General features: G+C 57.5%; 14 protein-coding genes. 9 read left to right on the plus strand and 5 right to left on the minus strand.

Going from position 1 to position 18,209, the window contains the following annotated elements; all coding sequences use genetic code 11:
• The first annotated feature begins 164 nt into the window (after nucleotides 1–164).
• The 9 genes from QZ383_RS07570 (at nucleotide 165) to QZ383_RS07610 (ending at nucleotide 11,508) form a co-directional block, all read left to right on the plus strand.
• Nucleotides 165–2,996, plus strand: coding sequence for a response regulator (locus tag QZ383_RS07570; RefSeq protein ID WP_291444370.1), 2,832 nt, complete (start codon nucleotides 165–167; stop codon nucleotides 2,994–2,996).
• Entirely contained in the window at nucleotides 2,993–3,817 is an 825-nt protein-coding gene (locus tag QZ383_RS07575; RefSeq protein ID WP_291444372.1) for a glycosyltransferase, read from the plus strand. The genes QZ383_RS07570 and QZ383_RS07575 overlap by 4 nt, the downstream gene beginning before the upstream one ends.
• Nucleotides 3,818–4,061: 244 nt before the next feature.
• Nucleotides 4,062–4,529 (plus strand): chemotaxis protein CheW, encoded by a 468-nt coding sequence (locus QZ383_RS07580; protein WP_027180850.1) that lies wholly within the window; start codon nucleotides 4,062–4,064, stop codon nucleotides 4,527–4,529.
• A gap of 157 nt (nucleotides 4,530–4,686) precedes the next feature.
• Nucleotides 4,687–5,826 carry a DegT/DnrJ/EryC1/StrS family aminotransferase gene (locus QZ383_RS07585; protein WP_291444373.1) on the plus strand — a complete coding sequence of 380 codons (1,140 nt, stop codon included), beginning with the start codon at nucleotides 4,687–4,689 and terminating at the stop codon, nucleotides 5,824–5,826.
• Nucleotides 5,827–5,853: 27 nt separating this feature from the next.
• On the plus strand, nucleotides 5,854–6,390 hold the full coding sequence (locus QZ383_RS07590; RefSeq protein WP_291444374.1) for a GtrA family protein: 537 nt from the start codon (nucleotides 5,854–5,856) through the stop codon (nucleotides 6,388–6,390).
• Nucleotides 6,387–7,361: a glycosyltransferase gene (locus QZ383_RS07595; protein ID WP_291444376.1), complete on the plus strand. Its 975-nt coding sequence runs from the start codon at nucleotides 6,387–6,389 to the stop codon at nucleotides 7,359–7,361. Before QZ383_RS07590 ends, QZ383_RS07595 begins: the two co-directional genes overlap by 4 nt.
• A 172-nt stretch (nucleotides 7,362–7,533) precedes the next feature.
• The gene (locus QZ383_RS07600) at nucleotides 7,534–9,174 is read left to right on the plus strand and encodes a lactate permease LctP family transporter (protein WP_291444378.1); all 1,641 of its coding nucleotides are present in this window, start codon (nucleotides 7,534–7,536) and stop codon (nucleotides 9,172–9,174) included.
• A 204-nt stretch (nucleotides 9,175–9,378) separates the two neighbouring features.
• The gene (locus tag QZ383_RS07605) at nucleotides 9,379–11,193 is read left to right on the plus strand and encodes a KUP/HAK/KT family potassium transporter (RefSeq protein ID WP_291444380.1); all 1,815 of its coding nucleotides are present in this window, start codon (nucleotides 9,379–9,381) and stop codon (nucleotides 11,191–11,193) included.
• 39 nt (nucleotides 11,194–11,232) lie between these two features.
• Nucleotides 11,233–11,508 carry a hypothetical protein gene (locus QZ383_RS07610; RefSeq protein WP_291444381.1) on the plus strand — a complete coding sequence of 92 codons (276 nt, stop codon included), beginning with the start codon at nucleotides 11,233–11,235 and terminating at the stop codon, nucleotides 11,506–11,508.
• A 254-nt stretch (nucleotides 11,509–11,762) separates the two neighbouring features.
• Here QZ383_RS07610 and lepA read toward each other — a convergent pair whose 3' ends face one another.
• The 5 genes from lepA to atpA form a co-directional block, all read right to left on the minus strand.
• A complete protein-coding gene (gene lepA / locus QZ383_RS07615; RefSeq protein ID WP_291444384.1) occupies nucleotides 11,763–13,568 on the minus strand; it encodes a translation elongation factor 4 in 1,806 nt (601 codons plus the stop codon).
• Between the two features lie 288 nt (nucleotides 13,569–13,856).
• Nucleotides 13,857–14,258, minus strand: a complete 402-nt coding sequence (locus tag QZ383_RS07620; protein WP_291444386.1) for a F0F1 ATP synthase subunit epsilon — start codon at nucleotides 14,256–14,258, stop codon at nucleotides 13,857–13,859.
• A gap of 97 nt (nucleotides 14,259–14,355) precedes the next feature.
• Nucleotides 14,356–15,777: a F0F1 ATP synthase subunit beta gene (atpD, locus tag QZ383_RS07625; RefSeq protein ID WP_291444387.1), complete on the minus strand. Its 1,422-nt coding sequence runs from the start codon at nucleotides 15,775–15,777 to the stop codon at nucleotides 14,356–14,358.
• A gap of 10 nt (nucleotides 15,778–15,787) precedes the next feature.
• Complete coding sequence (locus QZ383_RS07630; protein ID WP_240823204.1) at nucleotides 15,788–16,672, minus strand: F0F1 ATP synthase subunit gamma; 885 nt, start codon at nucleotides 16,670–16,672, stop codon at nucleotides 15,788–15,790.
• A 26-nt stretch (nucleotides 16,673–16,698) separates the two neighbouring features.
• Nucleotides 16,699–18,207: a F0F1 ATP synthase subunit alpha gene (gene atpA / locus QZ383_RS07635; RefSeq protein WP_291444390.1), complete on the minus strand. Its 1,509-nt coding sequence runs from the start codon at nucleotides 18,205–18,207 to the stop codon at nucleotides 16,699–16,701.
• Nucleotides 18,208–18,209 lie beyond the last annotated feature (2 nt).

The following is an 18,209-nucleotide window of genomic DNA, read 5'->3' on the forward strand; positions in this document are numbered from 1 at the left end:
TTTCAGTTTCTCCAGAATGGTCGCGGATGATTTTTGCGGCAGCCTATGGTAAGAATGCCAATACTTCAAGGTATGAGGCCAGCCGCCAGTCGCGCGGGGGTGCCTGCCTGTCCGGGTTCAAGCTTGACGAAAGGCACTGTCCGCTGCCTGCGGGAGCAAGAAGCATGAGCATCAGAACCATCATCAAAACTTCCAACCTCGCGCAGTTGCTGCTTCTTCTGCTGCTTGGGCTTTGCCTGGTCTCTCTGGGGCGCGGCCTTAATGAGGGCCGCAGGGTACTCGAAAACTATTACAGGCTTGATTCCCTCCTGGTGGATGTGGAAACCAATACCCGCCAGAGTTACGAAGAAGCCCACGCCTTTATTTTTACGGGCAATCCAGAGCGTTATGCCAAGTGGCAGATGCTGAATCAGGATCGCGTCCACGAGATGCAGGACGCCGCCGGGCACGAGGGAACCTTTGAGCATATTGCCCGCAATCTCAATGTGACGGGAGGTCTGCAAGCGCAGGTTCAGGCGCTTCTTGCCCAGCGCAGGCACCTCGACAGTCTGCTTGATACCGCCGTGAACATGGCTGTGGGCAATAGCGGGCCGCCCCTGTGGGACAGGGACGGGCTTGATCTGAAAGGCGCGCAGAGCTGGGTAGACAGGGTCAATCTGGACAGTGAAGCGCAGCAGGTTCTTTTCAGCGCGCAGGCTCTGCGCGAAGTGCAGTACCGCAGCTTTCTGGAGCAGGTGAGCAAACAGGAATCGCCGCTTGTCCAGATGGTCTGGGCCATGTTTTTTGCCTTGCTGGCCCTGGGGGCCAGCGCGGTTGCCAATATTTATATTTTTCAGAAGAGGGTCGCCCAGCCGCTTGGCGAGGTCAGCCAGTATGCGGAAGGCGTGGCGGCGGGTGAGGATCCCGAACCCTTGAAGCTCAGGTGCCGGGATGAACTGGCCGTTATGTTCGCCTCCCTGCAACGCATGAAGGGAACGCTGTTTTCCCGCATCCGCGAACTGAAAGAGGCCGAAAGGCGTGCCCGCAAAAGCAAGCAGCAGGCCGTGCTCGCCCGTGCGCAGGCCTTGTCGTCGCTGGAACTCGCCCAAAGGGCTTCGCATGTGCAGGAAGATTTTTTGCGCCGCATGAGCCATGAAATCCGCACCCCCCTCAACGCCATCATCGGCATGAGCTATCTGAGCCTGCAAACGGGCCTCAGTGGCGTACAGCGCGACTATCTTTCCCAGATCAACAAATCTGGCAGTCTGCTGCTGGATATGGTCAACAGAATTCTTGATTTCTCAAGTGCAAACGAGGGATTGCTGCGTCGCGAAAACCGGGCATTTCAGGTGCCCCGCCTGCTGGAGCTGTTGCGGCAGAGCGTGGCGGGCAGCGCCCTTGAAAAACAGTTGGAGCTGATTTTTACACTTGATGCTGCTGTGCCGATGGTGGTGGAAGGTGATGAACGGCATCTGGAAGAAGTGTTGCGCATCCTGCTGGACAATGCGGTCAAGTACACCCGCACGGGTTCCGTGGAGTGCAGTGTGCAGCTTGCCCACGGCGGTCTGGAAAATGGCGGATGCCGTCTGCTCTTTGTGGTGGCCGACAGCGGCCCCGGCATGGATGCTATTCTCAAGGACAAGCTTTTTGAACCCTTTGCCCTGGGCGATGAGTCTCTGACGCGATCAAACAGCGGCCTTGGCCTTGGGCTTGCGCTGGCCCGGCAACTGGTCAACCTCATGGGCGGCGAGCTTTCTGTGGCAAGCGCGCCAGGCAAGGGGAGCCGCTTTTTCTTTGAATTGTCCTTTGGCTGGGTGCAACAGGGCGAAGCCATTACGGAGACCACCTCCGCGCAGGAAGAAGCCGCAGCCGTTGTGGACAGTGCCCTTGGCGTTGCGCCTGCGCCGCACCGTACTGTGCTTGTGGTGGAGGATAACGACATCAACGCCCAGATCGCCAGCGAGCTGCTGACCCAGGCCGGGCTTGACGTGCGTGTGGCCTCCAACGGTCTTGCGGCTGTTGACGAGGTACGCGGCGGCGGCGTTGACCTTGTGCTCATGGATGTGCAGATGCCCGTAATGGATGGGCTTCAAGCCACCATGCGCATCCGCGCGTTGGGTTTTTCACCCGCGGATCTGCCCATTCTTGCCATGACTGCCCATGCCGATGCCGCTTCCCGTCTGGAAGGCAAGAGCGTGGGCATGAACGATTATCTCACCAAGCCAGTTGATCCTGCCGCACTGTATGCCGCTCTTCAAACGTGGCTTCCGGGCGGATTGCAGTCCAATCCGCTGGCCTCGGATGTTGGCCCGGATGTTATTTCTGCCGCAGCAGACGCGGAAAGCCGTGTTCCGGAGGGCGAGGAAGGGCTTTCGCTGGACGTTATGCGCGATCCGGCCCAAGCCTCTTCGGTACCGGAGGGGCAGGCGGTCAATGTGGAGGCTGGCCTTGCAACTGTAGGCGGCAACCGCGAATTGTACCGTGAGCTGCTGCTGCGTTTTGTGGATCACTACGGCGAGAGCGCCAGAGAGCTGCGCGGGTTGCTTGCCTGTGGCGATCTGCGTGGCGCGGCCCGTCTGGCGCATACGGTAAAGGGCGTTGCCGCCAATCTTGGCGTGGAGAGGGTATGTCGCCTCACGCGGCACATGGAAAACTCTTTGCCTCTTATTCCACCGAGTGAAGAACTGATGGACGAGTTTGAGGCGTGCATGAACGAGGTGCTGTTGCGCGTGCGCTGTCTTGAGGGTGATGGGAGTATGGCCACGGCAGGCACCATGCATCTGGAAGGCGAGCACCGGGACAACCTGCTGGCTCTGCTCGCCGAGCTGCCCGAGCTGATGGAAACGGACTGGGGTAATGCGGAAAGCGCCATTGAACGGTTTATGCCTCTTGTGAATGGCACCCCCTATGCGGAAGACCTGACCGCCATTCTTGCCTCGGTGAAGGATTTTGACAATGCGGCCCTACAGGGGCAGGCGGCAGCCCTGCAACGACGTCTTCGCGGAGAAAGCCTGTGAAGACAGTCTTTTGCCTTGACGACAAAGTCACCTACCTGACCCTGCTCAAGGTGGCGGTGCGTTCCTTGCGCGCCGTACAGGGCAAGGACGCCCCCTGCCTTTGCATATACGCCGGGAATGACGCCGCCTTGCTGGCAGAACTCGCTGCGGAGAACATCCCTGTTGCGCGCTATACGCCGCGCCTTGACCCAGGCGGTTTCACTCCTCTGGGGCAGGCCTGCGCCGGATGCTTTCTCAAACTTGAGCTGGCTCTTGTGCCCGAGCTTGCCCAGGACGACCGTGTGCTTTACTGCGATACGGATGTGCTTTTTTATCGCCCGCTGGACGAGCTTTTTGCGCAGCATCCGGCCTACGTGGGTATGGCAAGGGAATACACCGCCCCATTTTATCACCAGCACCAGCAGCTTTTTTATGAATACAGGGGCGAACGGTACACCGTCCCCATGCCTTTTCCTATCTGGACATATTCCAGCGGGGTGGCGCTGTTCAATCTGGAGCGGCTGCGCAAGCGTGACCTCATAGGGCACTTCATGGCTTTTTGCCGGGAAAATGAATCGCGTATCGGCAATCTTGATCAGTCGCTGGTGAATTATTTTTTTGGCAAGCGCATTACGCGGCTGGATGACTGCTGGAACAGCCCTCCCTATAGAGAAGAATGCAGGGATGAAGCGCGGATAGTGCATTTTCACGGCCCCAAGCCGTGGGAATATAACCGAACCAACCTGACGGACCTGTGCATCAATCACTATGACTACATGCGGGGAATCTGGATGGAATACCTGAATCCCCAGGAGCGAGCGCTGGTGGAAAGCTGGGCGTAACCCGGCCCGAAAGGATTGTTTTTGTCACCCACTCTGAAGTATTCTCCGCTCTGTCCGATAAGGTTGAAACCGGGGCCTGAACGCTCCCGTTAGCGGGGGCGATTCCGGCGCAGATTGCAGCGGATTGCATATGACGGATTGCCGCAGAAGCGGCGATTCATGGGCGGAAAACGCCCACTTATACCATGGAGGCCATCCCATGACGGATACAATGGACGCGGCGCAAGCGACTAGGCAGGACATGCTGCAAGGTTCCGGGCAGGAACATGAGGGCGACCTGCTTCAGCTGGTGACATTCCGCATTGGCGAAGAAGAGTTCGGGGTGGACATCCTTTCCGTTCAGGAAATCATCCGTCTCATGCAGATTACCATGGTGCCCCATGCCGCAGCCTTTATTGAAGGCGTCATCAATCTGCGCGGCAAGGTTATTCCGGTCGTCAACATGCGTACGCGCTTCAGCATGCCCGCCCTGGAGCACGATGGCAACACGCGCATTGTTGTGATGGAATTTAACCAGAAGATAGTGGGCTTTCTGGTGGACGGCGTATCCGAAGTGCTGCGCATTCCCGCCTCCACGGTGGAGCCTGCGCCACCGGTGGTTTGCGGCATTGGCTCCGAGTATATCCGGGGCGTGGGCAAGCTTGAAGACCGCCTGCTCATTCTGCTTGACCTCGACACGTTATTGAGCGACATGAACGCCGATGCGGGTTAGCATGGCGGCCAGGCGCGCACTACTGATTCCGTGCGGACGGCGGACTTATTAAAGCCCGGCGTCCTGCGGTATTTTGAGTGAACGACGCGCAGCCTGAAGCCTTCGCCAGCCGGAGCGGCACAGCCGCTACGGTTATGCCGCCGCAGCAGGAGGCCTTATGTCCATGCGTCTTTCCCGCTCCATTGTGGGTGAAGCTGAAGCCCGCGCCGTAAGCCGTGTTATAACTGAAGACGGCTATCTCGGCATGGGCAACGAAGTGCGTCTTTTTGAAGAAGAAGTCGCCCGCTACCTCGGCGTCAAGCCCAGTCAGGTTATTTCCGTAAATACAGGTACTGCGGCCCTGCATCTGGCTGTGGACGGCGTTGCCGCCCAGTGCCGCGTAGACGGCAAGCCGGAAGTTCTGGTACCTTCCCTTACCTTTGTGGCGTCTTTTCAGGCCATTACCGCCGCAGGCTGCCAGCCTGTGGCCTGCGATGTGCTGCCCGAAACCGGCACCATTGACCTTGCCGATGCCGAACGCCGCCTGACCCCCCGCACCATTGCCATCATGCCCGTGCACTATGCCAGCAATCCCTGGCATATTGACGAGATATACGATTTTGCCCGCGCCAAGGGCTTGCGTGTGGTGGAAGACGCCGCCCACGCTTTTGGCTGCAAAAGCAGGGGACGCATGATCGGCAGTTTTGGCGACATGGTCTGCTTCAGCTTTGACGGCATCAAAAATATTACCTGCGGTGAAGGCGGTTGCCTGGTGGCCTTTGATGAGGCCGCCGGGAATCTGGCCTCTGACGCACGGCTGCTTTCTGTGGCCAACGATGCAAAGCAGCGTTTTGCCGGGGCGCGTTCGTGGGATCCCGATGTGACCCGTCAGGGCTGGCGCTATCACATGAGCAATATCATGGCCGCCATCGGGCGGGTGCAGCTTGGGCGGCTTGAATCGGAATTTATTCCGGCACGCCGCAAGCTTACGGCTATTTACGAACAGCGTCTCGCCAACGTGGAGGGCCTTGCCCTGCTGGCCACTGATCCGCAGGACTTTGTGGTGCGCCATATCATGCCTGTGCGCGTTCTGGGTGGCCGCAAGGATGCCGTTAAGGAATTTATGGCGGCACGCGATATCCCCACTGGTGTGCATTACAAGCCCAACCACCTGCTCAGCTGCTTTGGCGGGGGCGCGGAGTCGCTGCCCGTGACGGAACAGCTCTATGGCGAACTTGTGACCCTGCCCCTGCACCCCGGCCTCAGCACCGAAGATGTGGAGAGCGTGTGCGACGCGCTTGTTGCCGCACTCAAGTAGCGCTTGCCGGTGCGCAGGAGATTTGCCGTGGTTAGCGGCTGGCAGGCTGTGCCGGGCTTCAGGTGGCTGGCGGATCTGGTGCGCGGGCTTTTGGCCCGGCGCTGGGTGCGTTTTGGCATTGTGGGCGGCGCGGCTTCCGTAAGCTACTTTCTGCTGGGGCTGTTGTTCGTCAACGTGGCAGGTTTGCCCACGCTGGCGGGCAACGCCCTGGCCTACGCGCTCAGTTTTATCGTTTCCTATCTTGGGCAATGCCTGTGGACGTTCCGCGCCGCAGATCCCACCGCAGGCATTGCCAGCCACCGAACCATGTTGCCGCGCTTTGCGGCTACCCAGGCTGTGGGGCTGTGCTGCAATTCGGCCATTGTCTGGCTGCTGGTGCGGCTTGGCGTACCTTATGCCTGGGCCATGCCCGTTGCTGTTCTAACTGTTCCTGTCATGGTTTATGCGCTGTGCAAGGTCTGGGTATTCAGAACGCAGGCTTCATTCGCTCCCGCCGGGGCAGGTCAAAGCCCGGCGCAACAGACATCCACGCCCCCCAACGCGCGCAATGAGGATAAAGCATGAACGCTCCCGCTGTTTCGGTCATCATGAACTGTCTGAACAGTTCCCGCGATCTGCGTGAAGCCATGGACAGCCTCATGGCCCAGACATTCACGGATTTTGAGGTTGTTTTCTGGGACAACTGCTCAACGGATGAAAGCCCCGCCATTGCCAAAAGCTATGGCGAAAAGGTGCGCTACTTCCGGGGAGAGAGTATTGTGCCTCTGGGCGAGGGGCGCAATCTGGCCCTGGCGCAGGCCCGTGGGCGGTATCTGGCCTTTCTTGACTGCGATGACGTGTGGCGGCCCGCCAAGCTGGAACGTCAGGTGGCCCTGTTTGAAGCCAACCCGCGTGTGGGCCTGGTGTGCACGGATACGGAAATTTTTGACGGCAAGCGCGTGTTCAAGAGGCTTTTTGCCGAAACGTCCCCCGCGCGGGGCATGGCATTTGCCGCATTGATGGAACGCCAGTGGATTTCCATGTCGTCTGCCATGGTCAGCCGCGAGGCGCTGGCAAGCCTTTCGCCCGATAAAACACCATCTGGTGAAGGGCGCAACGGGGAGTGGTTTGACCAGAGCCTCAACGTGTGCGAGGAGGCCGATGTTTTTTACCGCATTGCCCACGATTGGGAGCTGGACTATGTGGATGAGTCGCTGACCCTCTGGCGGGTGCACGGGGGCAACACGACCTTTCGCAAATTTGGTCAGTTTGCTGATGAAACTTTACGCATTCTTGAGAAGCACCGGGCGTTGTACCCTGGCTATGATCAGGAATATTCTGGTCTTGTCACAATGATGACCCGCAGGGCGGGCTTTCAAAAAGCGGTGGCCCTGTGGCGCGAAGGGCACAACGCCGCCGCCCGGGAGGCCATAAAACCCTGGCGGAACAGCGGGCGCAAATTCAGAATTTTCTGGTGGGCAAGTTATCTGCCAGGAATTTTTTTTGACGTGGCCGCCCGCCTGTATTTCGCGCTGCCAGCCAATTTGCGACAATAGCAGTAAGTTTTGTCTCGACTTGGATAGGGAAACATATTGTATTTTTTGCTGAAAGATTATATTCGCACTCAAAGGTCTTAGTGGGGGAAAAAAGTAGCATTTCTGGGTCGCACGGAAGGGACTCACTCTGCTCAAGCCCCCTTGCAACACATAACAGTTGAGGGTCTGTTATATGGCTTGGACACAAGTGTATGATCCGGTTGGCGGAGCTGTAGTTTCCGCCCTGCTGGCAGGTATCCCCCTGATCAGCCTTTTTTACATGCTGGCCGTGCGTCGTGCTAAGGGGCATTACGCCGCGGCTCTTGCTGTGGCACTTTCTTTCGTTCTGGCGGTTGCCGTGTGGGGCATGCCGTTTGGGACAGCGCTGGGCGCATTGAGCTACGGCGCGGCCTTTGGCCTCTTCCCCATCATCTGGATCGTTATTACGGCGGTCTGGGTGTACAACATGACTGTGGAATCGGGCGAATTTGAATACATCAAAGAATCGCTCGCGCGTCTGACGGACGACCGTCGTTTGCAGGCAATCTTTATCGCCTTTGCCTTTGGTTCCTTCATTGAAGGTACCGCTGGCTTCGGCACCCCTGTGGCAATCACCGCCGCCATGCTGGTGGGCCTGGGCTTCCGCCCCCTGTACGCCGCTGGTATCTGTCTGATTGCCAACACCGCGCCCGTGGCCTTTGGCGCCATTGGTATCCCGATCATCGTAGGCGCCCAGGTTTCCGGCATTCCTGAAATGCACGTGAGCCAGATCGTTGGTCGTCAGCTGCCCTTCCTGTCCATCCTGGTGCCCCTGTGGCTCTGCGTGGTCATGTGCGGCTTCAAGCGCGCCATGGAAGTGCTGCCCGCCATCATCGTGGCTGGCGTGAGCTTCGCCGGTTCGCAGTTCCTGTTCTCCAACTACCACGGCGCTACGCTGCCCGATATCATGTCGGCTCTTATCACCATCATTGCCATGGTGTTGTTGCTGCGCGTGTGGAAGCCCAAGACCGTGTGGCGTTTTGAGGGCGAAAAGGAAACCGTGCTGACCGGAGCTGCCCCTTCAACGGGCGTGGTGCTGCGTGCGTGGCTGCCTTACATCGTTCTGGCCGTCATGGTGTTCTTGTGGGGCCTGCCCCAGTTCAAGAACTTGCTGAACGCCGTGCCCGGTTCGGTGCTCAAGTTCTCCTGGCCCGCTCTTGACGGCATGGTGCACAAGGCTGCTCCCATCCTGGCCGCCGGCAAGGATCCCAACTATCCCGCAGTGTTCGTGTTCAACTGGCTTTCCGCCGGTGGTACGGCCATCCTGCTGGCCGGTTTCTTCTCCGTGCCTTTCATGCCTGGTTATTCGTTCGGCAAGGCTATTAACTGCCTGTTCCGCACCATTCACCAGCTGCGCTTCCCCATTGCGACCATCGCCATGATCCTGGGCCTGGCTTACCTCATGAACTTCTCTGGCATGAGCTCCACTCTGGGTATTGCTTTTACCCTGACTGGCCCGCTGTTCCCGCTCTTCTCGCCCCTGCTGGGCTGGTTGGGCGTGTTCCTGACCGGTTCGGACACCTCTTCAAACGCCCTGTTCTGCGGTATGCAGCGCTCCACGGCTGAAGTGGTGGGCATGGATCCGGCCCTGGCCGTTTCCGCCAACTCTTCCGGTGGTGTTACCGGTAAGATGATTTCGCCCCAGTCCATCAGTGTGGCAACAGCTGCCACCAATCTGGTTGGGCATGAAGGCGATCTCTTCCGGTTTACGCTTGGTCACAGTTTGGCCATGACGGGCTTTATCTGCGTGCTCACCTACTTGCAGTCTAACGTGCTGCATTGGATGCTGCCGTAAACTTGGTTTTCCTTCCGTAATATGGCGCCGCCCCGCAAGGGGCGGCGTTTTTACGTTTATGGGGAAGGGAAATCCTCAGCAAAGGCAGAGCACAGCCGCTCCACCGTCAGAGAACCTGCAAACCCTTATGGGACGGGCACTCCAAGTTGTCTTGCCAGTAGGCCTTGTCTGCTTTATGGTGCGCTGCAATGCTTGGAGGACTACATGGATTCGCAGCAGATAACGTTTTCTTCAACCGTCAAATCACTGGGCCTTGTGTTTGGCGATATTGGTACAAGCCCCATATATACGCTGGCAGTCATATTCATGCTGACCGAGCGCACAGAAGACCATTTTATCGGGATTCTTTCGCTGATTATCTGGACTTTGCTGCTGCTCGTGACAGTGGGGTACGCGTGGCTGGCCATGAGCCTGAGCAAGGGCGGCGAGGGCGGCACCATTGTGTTGCTTTCCATCCTGCGGCCATTGCTGCGTTCTGGCAGAAAAATCGGCTTTGCTTCGGTTATGGCCTTTGTGGGTGTTTCACTGCTCATTGGCGACGGGGTCATTACCCCGGCCATTTCCATCCTTTCAGCGGTGGAAGGCCTGACCCTTGTGCCGGGCCTTGAGAAGACCCCCAAGGTCGCGATTATTGGCGTTGCACTGGTATTTACAACCCTGCTTTTTGCCGTGCAGAAAAAGGGCAGCGGAACGGTATCCGGCGTGTTTGGCCCGATCATGGCGCTGTGGTTTGGCGTGCTGGCTGTTTCAGGCATAGCCTCCATAACGCAGGCGCCTCAGGTCGTGAAGGCGCTGAACCCCATGTATGCCATTGATTTTATGGTGCACAACGGGATCGCGAGCTTTTTTGTGCTTTCTGAGGTTATTTTGTGCGCCACAGGCGGCGAGGCTCTCTATGCGGATATGGGCCACATGGGGCGCAAACCCATTATTGCAGCCTGGGGCATTGTTTTTGTGGCTCTGGTGGCCAGCTATATGGGGCAGACTTCGTTTCTTATCCGCAATCCAGATGCCGAGAACGTGCTGTTTGAATTGATTAACAGCCAGGCCAGACATCTGTATGTTCCATTCCTGGTACTCAGCCTCATGGCCACGGTCATTGCTTCACAGGCCCTCATAAGCGGCTTGTTTTCCATCATGTACCAGTGCATGGCCACCCACATAATGCCCTTGTTCAAGGTGGACTTTACCTCAAAAGAGCTGCACTCGCAGATATATATCAATTCAGTGAACTGGGCTTTGTATGTTGCTGTGGTACTTGCCATCTGCGGATTTGGCGAATCCCACAAGCTTGCTGCGGCATACGGCCTTGCCGTTACCGGCACCATGTCCATAACCGGCGTATTTATGGTCTGGATTTTCCATTTGCAGGGGCGGCACTTCAATTCCGTCATTGCGGCCATAGTCTGTGCGCTTGATTTCATCTACCTCTTTGCCAATTTTTATAAATTTCCGCACGGCGGGTACTGGTCCATCCTCATTTCACTTATTCCGCTTACTGTTATCCTTATCTATACCCGTGGGCAGAGGGCTGCGTATCAACGCATGCGCCCCATGGGCAAGGAGCAGTTTCTGGAAAGGTTTGCCGAAGAGCGGGCCAGAGGCTGCGCCATACGCGGTACAGCCATATTTTTTTTGCGCAGTCTGGACAAGGTTTCGCCCTACATTGTCAAGACCATGTTCAGCAATGGCATTATTTATGAGCAGAACATCATGCTTTGCATCGGGCGCACCAATGAGCCCATAGGCGTGACATGGCATTTTGATGAGGACCCCGCCGAGGGCATCCGTGTTTTTGAAGTGGCAGCCGGTTATATGGAGGTAGTTGATATCTACCACATACTCTCTGAAGCGGGTATCAAGCCACGAGTCATATTTTATGGCGTGGAAGACATCCTCACAAGTTCGCCTGTGTGGCGCATTTACGCCATCATCAAAAAACTGGCGCCGTCGTTCGTACAGTTTTACAAAATGCCGGTACATGCCGTGCATGGGGTTATCAGCCGCATAGACATGTAGACGCGTGCTTTGCCAAGCATGCCTACCAGGGGGCCCGTCATGCAGAAACATTCATTCGTTGGCTGTGGTTTGCTTATACTGTGCCTGCTGTCAGGTTTTCTGGCTTTCGGCTGCACCCCTCGTGAGCGGCCTCCCCTGACATTTGACGATCAGCAGGCCCTGGCGGCCAATCAGCAGTGCCGGGCAGAAGCCACACAGATGAACAATGAGTGGCGCGGCGATACCAGTTATTTTCCCTGGCGGGCCTATTACGACATGTGCATGAGGCGTTTTGAAATCACGGATACGGAAATGCGCAAGCTGCGCCTGCCGTGATCACGTCTGCCTCAGGCCAGCAGCAAGGCTGGCGTTGCTGCACCAATCGCCTACGTAGTGAAAGAGAAAAGTTTGGCCTAGATTTGCCCTTTGAGCCGCTTTTTTTGATTTTTGATAATGGGGTCGGGCTGACACCGTCGTGCTCTGACGAGCTATTTATGGGCCATATTTGGCATAATGGCTGAGGGGTATGATGCGGTGCAAAAAAGAAGGGTGACTCGCTTGAGTCACCCTTCTTTTTTGCATTTTCAAGTCTATTCGTCGCCCACTTTGAGGGCAGCGAGAAACGCTTCCTGCGGCAACTCGACGTTACCCATGCGCTTCATGCGTTTTTTGCCTTCCTTCTGCTTCTCAAGCAGCTTGCGCTTGCGCGTGATGTCGCCGCCATAGCACTTGGCCGTAACGTCCTTGCGGAATGCGGACACGGTTTCGCGGGCAATGATTTTCTGTCCGATGGCTGCCTGAATGGCCACCTGGAAAAGCTGCCGGGGAATGCTGCGCTTGAGCTTGAGCGCCAATCCGCGTCCGTAGGTATATGCGCGGTCGCGGTGCACAATGACGGCAAGAGCGTCAACTGTTTCACCATTGAGCATGATGTCGAGGCGCACAAGGTCAGATTCGCGGTAGTCCAGCGGATGGTAATCCATGGAGGCGTAGCCGCGCGTGGCAGACTTGAGCCGATCGAAAAAGTCGTAAACAATTTCCGCAAACGGCAATTCATAGGTCACAACCACGCGGTTAGTGGCCAGATAGTGCAGATTTTTCTGCATGCCGCGTTTTTCCTCGCACAGCTTCATGACGTTGCCCACGTAATCGTTGGGCACGTGAATGTCCATGTTCACGTACGGTTCATAAAGCGCGCGGATTTTGGTGGGGTCTGGCAGGTGGCTTGGGTTGTCGATCTGCAAGGTTTTGCCATCGTTTGTGTCCACTTTGTAGACCACCGAAGGCGCGGTGGCAATGAGGCTGACCTCAAATTCGCGCTCCAGCCGCTCCTGAATGATCTCCATGTGCAGCAGACCGAGAAAGCCGCAGCGGAACCCAAACCCCAGAGCCTGAGAAGTTTCCGGCTCAAAGGAAAAGGCCGCGTCATTGAGTTGCAGCTTTTCAAGGGCGGTTTTCAGGTTTTCGTACTCGTCGGACTCTGTGGGGTACAGACCGCAGAAAACCATGGGCTTCACTTCTGTAAAGCCGGGAACAGGTGTTGTGGCAGGGTTTTCCACCAGTGTGATGGTGTCGCCAACGCGCGCATCGCCCAGATCCTTGATGGAGCCGCACATGAAACCCACTTCGCCAGCGTGAAGCTCATTCACGTCTGTGGCTTCGGGTGAGAACACGCCAAGGCGCAGCACTTCATATTCCTTGCCGGTGCTCATCAGGCGTACCATGTCGTTACGCTTGATAGCGCCGTCCATAATGCGGAACAGGATAACTACGCCCTGATAGCTGTCGTACCACGAATCAAAGATGAGCGCTTTGAGCGGGGCCGCCACATCGCCCTTTGGCGGGGGGAGCCGATGCACAATGGCCTCAAGAACCGCGTCAACGCCCATGCCCGTTTTTGCGGAAACTGGCATGGCCTCGGAGCAGTCAAGGCCGATACTTTCTTCAATTTCGGCCTTCACGCGTTCAACTTCGGCGCTAGGCAGGTCGATTTTATTAAGCACAGGCACGATTTCGTGGTCGTGATCAAGAGCAAGATAGACGTTGGCAAGCGTTTGCGCTTCCACTCCCTGAGTGGCGTCAACCACCAGCAACGCACCTTCGCAGGCAGCCAGAGAGCGCGAAACTTCATAGTTGAAGTCCACATGCCCGGGGGTATCAATGAGGTTCAGTTCGTACATTTGCCCGTTCTGGGCTTTGTACGGAATACGCACGGACTGGGCCTTGATGGTGATGCCACGCTCCCGTTCCAGGTCCATTTTGTCCAGATACTGCTGGCGCGCCTCCCGCTTGCTGACAACCTGGGTCAGTTCAAGAATGCGGTCGGCCAGGGTGGATTTGCCGTGGTCGATGTGGGCGATAATGCAAAAATTGCGGATATTTTCCTGGTTGGGCATGGTCATGTCCTGGGAAACTGGATGGGTTGGCGGCGAATTTTCCGCGTTGAACCAGAATCAATATCCAAGATTCGCGCGGAAGTCTATTTTTGCAGGTCGTGAATTCTCGGCAGAATGCCGTTTTCAGCCTGAATATCCGAGAGAATGTCGGCTTGGATAGACTAAAATGGTGGAGTGGTGGAGTTTGCGGGCAACAGAGCGAGCAAAAGAATTCTTGGGAAAAGCAAAGCCGCAACAGCGCGGAAATTTCCACGCTGCTGCGGCCCCACAAATCTGAAAATTGGTAGCTCAGCGGAGCTGGGCCAGTTGCAAGCGCACAACTGCGCGTTGCAGAGCGGCTTCAGCGCGGACAACGTCCACCTTTTCGTCATGGCTGGCAATGCGTTTTTCAGCGCGTTCTTTTGCCGCCATAGCGCGAGCGGTGTCAATGCTGTCCGCCATCTCTGCCGATTCGGCCAGCACGGTGAGCACGTCATTGTTCACATCGGCGAAACCGCCGGAAATGAAAACGTGCCCTTCCTTGCCGTCAGCGCGGTAGCGCAGGCCGCCGATCTTCAGGGCAGAAAGCAGGGAAACGTGCTTGGGCAGCACGCCGAATTCGCCCTCAATTCCTGGGCAGACGGCCATTTCCACTTCGCCGCTGACCACGGTTTTGTCCGGCGTAACCACTTCAAGTTGCAGCGTGCCCATAGGTACTCCTTCGCTCCTGATATACGCAGATGGCCGGGTTCGGGTCGCGCCTTGCAAAAGGCGCGACCCAAAACCTCAAAGCGTTGCGATTAACGCCTTACTTCTCTTCCTGCAGCTTGCGCTGTTCGTACTTGGCAACGGCCTGTTCAATGCCGCCCAGCATGTAGAAGTCGCCTTCCGCCATGTGGTCGTATGCGCCGTCCAGAATGCCCTTGAAGCCCTTGATGGTGTCTTCAAGCTTCACATACTGGCCAGGGGTGCCGGTGAAGGTTTCGGCCACATGGAAGGGCTGCGAGAGGAAGCGCTGAATGCGGCGCGCACGCGCAACGGTCAGCTTGTCTTCGTCAGACAGTTCGTCCATGCCGAGGATGGCGATGATGTCCTGAAGTTCTTTGTACTTCTGGAGCACCATCTGCACACGACGGGCCACCATGTAGTGATCTTCGCCCACAACGTTGGGGTCGAGGATGCGCGAAGTGGAGTCGAGCGGGTCCACGGCGGGGTAGATGCCCAGTTCTGCGATCTGGCGGGAAAGCACGAGCGTTCCGTCCAAGTGCGAGAACGTGGTTGCCGGGGCCGGGTCAGTCAAGTCGTCAGCAGGGACGTAAACGGCCTGCACCGACGTGATCGAACCGTTGTTGGTCGAGGTGATGCGTTCCTGCAAGGCACCAAGGTCAGTACCCAGGGTGGGCTGATAACCCACGGCCGAAGGCATGCGGCCAAGCAGAGCGGACACTTCGGAACCAGCCTGCGTGAAACGGAAGATGTTGTCGATGAAGAGCAACACGTCCTGATGTTCTTCGTCACGGAAGTATTCCGCGCAAGCAAGGGCCGTAAGGGCCACGCGGGCACGGGCTCCCGGAGGTTCGTTCATCTGGCCGTACACAAGCGTGGCGCGTTCCAGAACGCCTGCGTCCTTGAGTTCGTGGTACAAGTCGTTGCCTTCACGGGTGCGTTCGCCCACGCCCGCGAAAACCGACGAACCGCCGTGCTGCTTGGCGATGTTGTTGATCATCTCCATCAGAATAACGGTCTTGCCCACGCCGGCGCCGCCGAAGAGGCCCATCTTGCCGCCCTTGGGGAAGGGAACAAGAAGGTCAACGACCTTGATGCCGGTTTCAAGCAGTTCCACCTTGGTGTTCAGATCCGTGAATTGCGGAGCCGGACGGTGGATGGGGTAGTATTTTTCAGCATTGACCGGGCCCAGTTCGTCAACGGGGCGACCGATGACGTTCAAGATGCGGCCAACGGCGGCCTTGCCAACAGGAACCATGATGGGGTTCCCGGTGTCGATCGCATCCATGCCGCGGACAAGGCCTTCAGTGGCGTCCATGGCGATGGTACGAACGACGTTGTCGCCCAGGTGCTGCGCAACCTCACAGATGAGGCTGGGAGCATCGCTATTGTTCGGGTTGGTTATCTCCAGGGCGGTGAAGATACTCGGCAGGTTGCCGTCGCTGAACTCTACGTCCACCACGGCGCCGATAACCTGAACGACTTTACCGATGTTTTTGCTCATGTTTGGCTCCTTAACCCTTCAGCGCTTCAGCGCCGCCGACGATGTCGATGAGGTCGCTGGTGATGGAAGCCTGCCGCGTCTTGTTGTAGAGCCGCGTCAGCATGTTGATCATCTCGTTGCAGTTACGGGTGGCGTTGTCCATGGCAGCCATGCGGGCGGCGTGCTCGCTGGCCGAGGTGTCCAACATGCCACGGTAAACCTGCACCTTGACGTAGCGGGGCAGAAGCTCCGCCAACAGCTTTTCTTCCTGCGGCTCGTACACGTATTCGCAACGGGGCGTCCCGGCCACTTCTGCCACTTCTTCAGCTTCCGGCGTTTGCAACGGCAGAAGGCGAAGAGTGCGGGGCGGCTGGCTGCCCATGGATACAAACTCGCCGTAGATCAGCCACACTTCGTCGAATGCGAAGGTTTCGTAGCCGTGAATGACTTCCTGCGCCACAGAGCTGGCGAGAGCGAAGTCTATGCTCCCCATGCGGTCGCCATAGGCCGTGAAGATCTTGTGTCCGGCAGAACGAACGGCGTCGCGGCCCTTACGTCCCACACAGGCAAAGCTGATCTCCATTCCAGCCCCGGCTTTTTCGTTCGCCAGCCGCAGAGCGGTGGCGATGATATTGCCGTTAAAGCTGCCGCACAGGCCACGGTCGGATGTAACCAGCACAATGGCGCAGTGTTTCTTTTCCTCATGCTCTGCGAGCAGGGGGTGGGCATTGCCCTCCACCTTGCTCGACAGTTCGGCGAGCACGTCGCGGTATTTGGCCGCGTACGGCCTGAAGCGCTCGATGCGGGTCTGGGCGCCGCGCAGTTTCGCCGAGGCCACCATGTTCATGGCCTTGGTGATCTGCTTGGTCTTACCGACCCCCACGATCTTCATTTTTACGTCTTTGAGTGAAGGCATGCTTATCTCCCGTATGGAGGGGGCCCCTAGGCCTTCCAGCCCTGCTTGAAGGCGGTAATGGCCTCGGTGAGCGCTTTTTCCACAGCCTCGTCAATGACTTTCTTATCTTTAATGGCGTCAAGCACGTCCTTACGCGTATCACGCATAAAGGTGAGCATGTCGTCTTCAAACTTGCGGATCTGTTCCACTGGCACGTCATCCATGTGACCACGGGTAGCGGCGTAGATGGAGGCAACCTGCTCATGCGAGGGCATGGGCTTGTACTGGGGCTGCTTGAGCAGTTCCACCAGACGTGCACCACGGTCAAGCTTGGCCTTGGTGCCCTTGTCCAGGTCAGAGCCGAACTGGGCAAAAGCCGCAAGTTCGCGATACTGGGCAAGGTCAAGACGCATGGTACCGGCGACCTGCTTCATGGCCTTAATCTGCGCTGCGCCACCCACGCGGGAAACCGAAAGGCCCACGTTAATGGCCGGACGCACACCGGCGTTGAAGAGGTTGGGTTCCAGGTACACCTGACCATCGGTGATGGAAATCACGTTGGTGGGGATGTACGCGGAAACGTCGCCAGCCTGGGTTTCAATGATGGGCAGAGCCGTCAAAGAACCGGCGCCAAGGCTGTCGTTCACCTTCGCGGCGCGTTCAAGCAAACGCGAGTGGAGGTAGAACACGTCGCCGGGGAAAGCTTCACGTCCCGGGGGGCGACGGAGCAGCAGCGACATCTGGCGATAAGCCACGGCCTGCTTGGAAAGGTCATCGTAAATGATGAGGGCGTGCTTGCCGTTGTTGCGGTAGAACTCGGCCATTGCGCAGCCGGTGTATGCCGCAATGTACTGCAAGGGCGCGGGATCGGACGCCGTGGCTGAAATGATGGTGGTGTATTCCATCGCGCCGTAACGGCGCAAGGTGTCGGCCACCAGAGCCACGGACGACTTCTTCTGGCCGATGGCCACGTAGAAGCAGTGAATGTCCGTTTCTTTCTGCGCCAGAATGGCATCAACGCAAACAGCGGTCTTACCGGTCTGGCGGTCGCCAATGATAAGTTCGCGCTGTCCGCGGCCAATGGGAGTCATGGCGTCAATGGCCTTAAGGCCGGTAGGCATGGGCTCATGCACGCTCTTACGCGCGATGATGCCGGGGGCCTTGATTTCCACCGGGCGCACTTCCGTGGCTTCGATGGGGCCAAGGCCGTCGATGGGCTCACCCAGGGGGTTGAGCACACGACCCATAACGCCGTCGCCCACAGGCACGGAGAAGATCTTGCCGGTACGTTTGACCGGGTCGCCTTCCTTGATGCCCACGTCCGAACCGAGCAGGGCTACGCCGACGTTGTCTTCTTCAAGGTTGAGCACCATGCCCATGATGCCGCCGGGGAATTCCAGCAGTTCCATGGACATCGCGTTCTTGACCCCGTAGACACGGGCGATACCGTCACCGACATAGAGTACGGTGCCAGTTTCGCTCATTTCGACGCGCTGCTCGTAGTTTTGGATTTGATCCTCAATGATCTTGCTTATCTCTTCCGCTTTGATCTGCATGT

This window comes from Desulfovibrio sp., assembly GCF_019422935.1.
In the GTDB taxonomy this organism is placed as follows: Bacteria; Desulfobacterota; Desulfovibrionia; order Desulfovibrionales; family Desulfovibrionaceae; genus Desulfovibrio.

What these genes read in the sequence shown, in the direction of transcription:
- QZ383_RS07570 (WP_291444370.1), top strand. Translation starts at nt 165, where the DNA reads ATGAGCATCAGAACCATCATCAAAACTTCCAACCTCGCGCAGTTGCTG.
- QZ383_RS07585 (WP_291444373.1), top strand. Translation starts at nt 4,687, where the DNA reads ATGTCCATGCGTCTTTCCCGCTCCATTGTGGGTGAAGCTGAAGCCCGC.
- QZ383_RS07595 (WP_291444376.1), top strand. Translation starts at nt 6,387, where the DNA reads ATGAACGCTCCCGCTGTTTCGGTCATCATGAACTGTCTGAACAGTTCC.
- QZ383_RS07600 (WP_291444378.1), top strand. Translation starts at nt 7,534, where the DNA reads ATGGCTTGGACACAAGTGTATGATCCGGTTGGCGGAGCTGTAGTTTCC.
- QZ383_RS07605 (WP_291444380.1), top strand. Translation starts at nt 9,379, where the DNA reads ATGGATTCGCAGCAGATAACGTTTTCTTCAACCGTCAAATCACTGGGC.
- QZ383_RS07610 (WP_291444381.1), top strand. Translation starts at nt 11,233, where the DNA reads ATGCAGAAACATTCATTCGTTGGCTGTGGTTTGCTTATACTGTGCCTG.
- lepA (WP_291444384.1), bottom strand. Translation starts at nt 13,568, where the DNA reads ATGCCCAACCAGGAAAATATCCGCAATTTTTGCATTATCGCCCACATC.
- QZ383_RS07620 (WP_291444386.1), bottom strand. Translation starts at nt 14,258, where the DNA reads ATGGGCACGCTGCAACTTGAAGTGGTTACGCCGGACAAAACCGTGGTC.
- atpD (WP_291444387.1), bottom strand. Translation starts at nt 15,777, where the DNA reads ATGAGCAAAAACATCGGTAAAGTCGTTCAGGTTATCGGCGCCGTGGTG.
- QZ383_RS07630 (WP_240823204.1), bottom strand. Translation starts at nt 16,672, where the DNA reads ATGCCTTCACTCAAAGACGTAAAAATGAAGATCGTGGGGGTCGGTAAG.
- atpA (WP_291444390.1), bottom strand. Translation starts at nt 18,207, where the DNA reads ATGCAGATCAAAGCGGAAGAGATAAGCAAGATCATTGAGGATCAAATC.